Origin of the sequence: Lentilactobacillus hilgardii DSM 20176 = ATCC 8290, assembly GCF_000159315.1 — a bacterium.
GTDB lineage: Bacteria > Bacillota > Bacilli > Lactobacillales > Lactobacillaceae > Lentilactobacillus > Lentilactobacillus hilgardii.
In genome coordinates, this window is the sequence record NZ_GG669992.1 from 859,593 (window position 1) to 865,329 (window position 5,737).

At 38.3% G+C, this 5,737-nt stretch carries 4 protein-coding genes and 2 pseudogenes; 3 read left to right on the forward strand and 3 right to left on the reverse strand.

The genetic code is table 11. From position 1 onward, the window contains the following. Positions 1 to 381: pseudogene (locus HMPREF0519_RS03795) on the reverse strand (MFS transporter); the annotation flags it as partial. 330 nt (positions 382 to 711) lie between these two features. Here HMPREF0519_RS03795 and HMPREF0519_RS03800 point away from each other — a divergent pair. Next, a complete protein-coding gene (locus tag HMPREF0519_RS03800; RefSeq protein ID WP_003634801.1) occupies positions 712 to 1,638 on the forward strand; it encodes an alpha/beta hydrolase in 927 nt (308 codons plus the stop codon). Positions 1,639 to 2,018: 380 nt separating this feature from the next. Here the strand turns inward: HMPREF0519_RS03800 and HMPREF0519_RS03810 are convergent, their stop codons facing one another. Next, complete coding sequence (locus tag HMPREF0519_RS03810) at positions 2,019 to 2,684, reverse strand: ParA family protein (protein WP_040472652.1); 666 nt, start codon at positions 2,682 to 2,684, stop codon at positions 2,019 to 2,021. 322 nt (positions 2,685 to 3,006) lie between these two features. On the opposite strand from HMPREF0519_RS03810, the gene HMPREF0519_RS03815 reads away from it, so the two are divergent. Both HMPREF0519_RS03815 and HMPREF0519_RS03820 read left to right on the forward strand, forming a co-directional pair. Then, entirely contained in the window at positions 3,007 to 3,621 is a 615-nt protein-coding gene (locus HMPREF0519_RS03815; RefSeq protein ID WP_040472653.1) for a hypothetical protein, read from the forward strand. 535 nt (positions 3,622 to 4,156) lie between these two features. After that, positions 4,157 to 5,020, forward strand: a pseudogene (locus HMPREF0519_RS03820) (DUF5776 domain-containing protein); the annotation flags it as partial. A gap of 155 nt (positions 5,021 to 5,175) precedes the next feature. Here HMPREF0519_RS03820 and HMPREF0519_RS13655 read toward each other — a convergent pair. Then, positions 5,176 to 5,538: a hypothetical protein gene (locus tag HMPREF0519_RS13655; RefSeq protein ID WP_003634805.1), complete on the reverse strand. Its 363-nt coding sequence runs from the start codon at positions 5,536 to 5,538 to the stop codon at positions 5,176 to 5,178. Between the last annotated feature and the right edge of the window lie 199 nt (positions 5,539 to 5,737).

Sequence of the window (5,737 nt, forward strand, 5' to 3'; positions counted from 1 at the left end):
TAAAACACCACCAAACAGCCATAACATCCAAATTGACGAGCCCTTACCAATCGTCATTAAACCTAAAATGGATAGGCCATAAATAATGGATGCACAAAGGCTAACCACTTTAATGCCATACTTCTTAGCAAGTGGAATGCCAGCCAACGTTGCCAATGACAGGCAAAGCATGCCAAGCGTAAAGGTAAAGCTGACAGATCCTGCAGGCAGGCCCCCGACGATCTTCTTTACACCATTAACGACCTGAACAACACCACCGGATTTCATCATAAAACCATTGTTAAAGATTGACCAAGCGTAGAATGATCCGGCGGAAACCTGAATTAAAATTGTGCCGAAGATAATAAGCCAGCGGTTAGTTGCTCCTTTACTATTTTCCATAATATTCCCTTCTTTCAAATTAGAAGCGGCAATTGGAAGCAATATTTTATGAACCCGCTTTCGGTCCTTATTCTAGCACTCAATAGAAGAGACCGTATCTTTTTAGATTCTGATTGTTAAAGAAAATACAAGCTTGGCTTACACAGAGGCTTTGAAGGTAATAAAGAATATTCACAATTAAAGCCAGACAACTGTAAAGTTTCGATTTTCTTAAATTTGTAAATCTTTGGTATATTTTGAGTGTTGACATACCTTAAAGTGGCTATAAATACTAGAATGGTTCTATAATCAATTAAGCCAATTTATTAATTTAACATTTGAGGTAGATGTATGATGACAAAACGAAATAAAATTTTAATAACCGCAACCATGATTGTTGGTGCGGTAGTTGTGTTAGTAGTGGCAGGTATTCTTTTTTTGTCGCCAAGCCGTTCACAACAGATGAAGCAACAATCAACGTTGGCTGTGAATCGCTCGACCACACCGGTTTTGTTTGTGCATGGTTGGGGAGCCGGCTTACGTTCCCAAATGCCGTTGGCTAGAAAAGCAATTAGGGAAGGGTATGCTCAAAAGGGACTCGTTGTCTATGTAGGGCCATCAGGTCAAATCCAGATGTATGGCCGTTTACCTGTCCATCCCAAAAAATCACCGGAAATCCTGGTTAAATTTCCCAACGCCTACATCGGCGAATACAAAGAAGCCGCTGCACTGCACAAGATTTTGATACTGTTGAAACGAAATTATCACATGACCCAATATAATGCGATCGGCCATTCCATGGGTGCCTATGCGTTAACCTTTCAAGCTGAAAAATATGGTAACTCAAATCAATTGCCTCGGCTGAACAAGCTGGCATTAATAGCCGGTCCGTTTGACGGTATCCTGAATCGACACAAATGGGATCAACCTTTGAGTGGCAAGCTGAGTCGATTATGGGACGATTATCCTGGGCAAAATCGATTGCTTGCTAATGGTCAGCCCAAGATTAAGCATCCTGAATATCGTGTGTTACTGCGAAATCGATATCGCTTCCCTCGGCAGGCTAAAATCCTCAATATTTTCGGTCAAGTCAATGATGGATCTGATTCTGATGGAACCATTAGCGTGCCATCAGCTCTATCATTGGGATCAATATTGAAAAAGCAAGTTGCCAGTTATAAAGTTCGCGGCTTTTCGGGACAACTGGCAAAACATGCTAATCTTGAAACCAAGAATACCCGGGTTCAGGAGACGATTATGAAATTTCTTTGGGGATAATTGTTGGTGGGCTTTGAGTGGTACGGATTCGTTAGTATTAAAAAAGAGTTTCGTTTATAAAGGCATCTCTATTAGAATGACTTGGGATAAGGATTTTCCAAGCCGTTTTGATGGGGATGCCTTTTAGTTACTTAGCTAGGTGGCTCAATTTTATTGAGCGTTTTTGGATTAGGCGTATTGAGCGAAATTGTCATGAGGATCAACCTGATTCGGAAGTTACAAAAGATTCCTTTGGGAATGAGGGCACTCTAGTGAAAGCGCAAATGAATTCTTTTAAAAAAGCGCCTTTCATACTGATGTGAAAGCACGCGATTAATAAAAAATGTATTTAGTTGGTCGGAAAGGCGTTTTTATGGAAAGAGAAAGTGCGGTTAAAGTCGCTAACTGTCTTGCAATATCTCGTTTGTGAGTCGTTCATAAAATTTATTCAAGCCGAATTCGGATGTCATTGCTAACCGGAAAACGTCTGATGCAAATTGTTTGTCTGCCAAAAAGTTAAAAAGGTCTGGAATGGCTTCTTTGTAACAGTTAATATTTATTTCTCTGTGATGGTGTTGATAAGTGTTGATGTTTTTCTGCTCTTCTGGGAGATATTCAGTTGCAGCAATAGGCAGGAATCTGATCAAGGTTTTGGGCTTCACTCTTTCGGTGATTCTGGAAGCAGTAAAAGAAATGTTGGCTGGGGATACCGTTCGCAGTCCTTCAAACCCAAGAATTGGAATGATGACTTCATCACTAATTGCAAGAGCAGCCTTGTTTAAGATCATGTCGCTGCCTGTATCAATGAGAATAACATCTGATTTATCGTCGTTCTTTAGAAAGTTGAGTAATGGTTCCTCGGCTTCAATTTTCATTGGTTTGATATTTTTGATTTTCGATTGATAATTCTCGACAGAATTGAATGCGGTTGTTAAAGCTTCCTGCTTATCAAGATCAATTGCGGTTACTTTTTTGCCCATTTTGTTTAAAAAATAGCTGATGAAGAAAGCAGAAGTTGTTTTTCCGACTTTGTGTTTGTCGCTGTAAAAGGTGATTACTTTTGACATGGAATTGTTTGGTCCTTTCTGGAATGTGGTTGCTATGGTTAATTTTAGATCATTGGGATGGTGTTTTGAAAGGGATTGAGGGAAAAGCGGAAACAAGTTGGAAAATAAAAACGATTTCATTAACTTAATGGGTTAGGAGATCGTTTAATGATGTAACTGCTGATTCTTGTGGCAATGTTGGCTGTTTAAGAAAATGTTATGAATCTAAATAAAGAGCTCTATAATTTCTAAGAAATCTATGTACCATGTTAATATTTAGTTGGAACAGTGAGTGACCCGAACAATTTGCTGATTTCTTTGCCCAATTAGTGGAGGGATTAAAATGAGTAAGCATTATCGAATCTGCTTATGTTTTATTGTAAGCGTTTTAATTATTGGCGCTGGTAATATTTTATGTTCGCCCAATGTGCGTGCTGACGCCAACAGCCAGACTGTACAAGCAACGGAGACTAACAGTGCGAAACAGAATTTGCACAGCAACGATAGTATTGCAAATCCGGTGAATTGGAATAATTGGCAGAAGAATCCAACTTTAAATCCAGTGTTGTCAGCGAATATAGACAACCATAATTTGCCAGAGGCAACAGATGTAATCTCATTGGACACTGGTTGGGAAACTAAGGGAGATACCGTTGCAACTGCAACACTAAATAAAACCTTAACTTGGATGGTCATTGGAAAAAATATTCAATATGAGGATTATTCCAGCTTAAAAAGTGTATTGGTAAATAACATAAATATTCCCTTGAGTGAAACAAAAACCGATCAATTTGCTTATCCTCTTGAAAGTGGTTATGGTGCAGCTTTTTCCATCCCGTTGAATAATTATATTTCTACGGATTCGATTAGTACCAATGGCAACACTGAAATAAAAGGTGAGGTTACAATTACACACAAATCCCCGTTATGCTATGACACTATATCAGTTAAATTCTGATTTGTTAACCATTGAAAATCCGCAAGTAGTTAGAGTCTTTTATAAAGATTCTGAAACTGGGAAAGATATTTATCCTTCTGCTACTTTAGGGGAAAACGGAATTAACCAGCAAAATTTACCTGCTATAATTGCTCCAAAAATTTCGGGATATTCTTTAAGGAATAAAAAGTCTATTGAGTATCAGTCTGCAAGCGTATCTAAAGAGGTTTTCTTAAAAAATGTTCAGGAATTGCCGGGGGACTTTTTTAAGGACCCTCAATTTCTGGCTAGCTTATCTAAGGAATTTGATAAATCTTTTGGGGGAAATCCACTATCATCGTTGAGTAACTATGTTGATCAAAGCCTTGCTACCCGAGGATTCCCAAATCTCCCTTATAGCTTGGCTTTTATTATGGCTGCGTTAGCCTATGATAAAAAGTCCACAAATTTATTTGACTATCTCCAAACAAATGTTACAAAGTTTAGTGATAGTGATACTATTCAAGGCTTAAAATTAAGTACAAATCCTCAGGCAGTTGTTTTTTGGTATAACAAGAATTCTTCTACACCTACAACTCCGACTACTCCAACAGTCCCGGATACACCAAGTACACCGATAACATCGAGCAGTTCAAGTTCGTCAGCTCCAACTTCCAGCACCAGTACAAGTACGCCGGCAGCATCTTCATCGTCAATTGCTTCAAGCGACAATGCCAACTTGCCGAGTTATGTAGCTGCAAAGGGGGCTGCCGTTTACTCGGTTAACAAGATTGGCTTGTATAAGTCAACCAAGTTTTCAGCTGCTAATCGAAGTGCCTGGTATACTAAGAAACCGAGAATTTATCGCCCAATGTTTGTCGTTACCGGCTATAAGCGAGCTGCTAACGGGACCCTGAGATACCGAGTTCGAGACGTTAATCACACATCTAAGACCAATGGAAAGACGGGTTACATTACTGCTAGTCAGAAGTATGTACGTCCCGTTTACTATGCTACTAAGCATTCAACCGTTACCGTGATTAATCCACGGGGTGTGAATGCATATCATAAGGCTAACTTGACCAAGAAAGCTAGAAACTATCGACAGGGAACAGTCCTACATGTTAAACGGATTGTGACGCATAATCTCACTACTCGATATGTTTTAACCAATGGTGACTATATTACCGCTAACCGAAAATTGGTTAACATGGGACGTAATAAGCAAGTTAAATCAGTTAAAACAAAACGGACATTGAATCGATATAGCAACGCCAACTTCACCAAGAAGAATCAGGTAATCGCCAAGAATCGAACATTAAAGGTTTACGGATATGATTATTCTCAGAAGAATAACGTTACCAAACATGGTACTTTACGTTATCGAGTAGCCGGTGGTTATATTACTGCCAATACAAAATACGTTCGTGATTATAAATAGAAACTAAAAATGATCTCATCAACTTAATGGTTGGTGGGATCGTTTTGTTTTGTGGACGGATAAAAACATAATTTTATTGGAACGTAAAAAATAAACACATATTGAGACTAAGTTAGGTTAAAGGAGTAACTTAATCCCCAATTTAGCTTTAGAGTTTAGTAACGGTGATAAATTGTTGTGTATTTAGCAGGAGTGTGAGGATAATTAGTCCCGATTTTGTTGTGATTGTACCACTTTAGATAAATGGCACCGTAAGAATGGTAGAAAGGGTTTTCACCATATACTTTATAAACATGATGACCTAAATATTTATACTTGGCGTGATTATAAAAGTCTGGATCGGAAAGCCCGTTATGAACATAAGTCCGTCCAATGCTCATCTTCCATGTTGTATGCATAGGTGGATAAGGAGATTTCCATTTACCCCAAAATATTTTAGGCGTTCCATGATACCAAGTTGCTGCTTGTGTTGTGTTCCCCAGTGCTGGAACGAAAGCTAGTGTTGCTATGGCTGTCACCAATATATTTTTTATTTTTATTGAATACCACCCTTTCAGTATTGTTATACCGCTAGGAATGGTAAAAAGGAATAAATATTTTTCGCTATTCCCAAATTACTTATTTGAAAAACAATGAAATCAAAATTTTATCCGCAATTTTTGTGGAAGGTATTTTTGACTTTATTCAAATTAAGGTATTTAGGTAATATTTAAAAAG

Excerpts from the sequence above, each read along its gene's own strand:
- HMPREF0519_RS03800 (WP_003634801.1), top strand. The coding sequence starts at position 712 with ATGATGACAAAACGAAATAAAATTTTAATAACCGCAACCATGATTGTT.
- HMPREF0519_RS03810 (WP_040472652.1), bottom strand. The coding sequence starts at position 2,684 with ATGTCAAAAGTAATCACCTTTTACAGCGACAAACACAAAGTCGGAAAA.
- HMPREF0519_RS03815 (WP_040472653.1), top strand. The coding sequence starts at position 3,007 with ATGAGTAAGCATTATCGAATCTGCTTATGTTTTATTGTAAGCGTTTTA.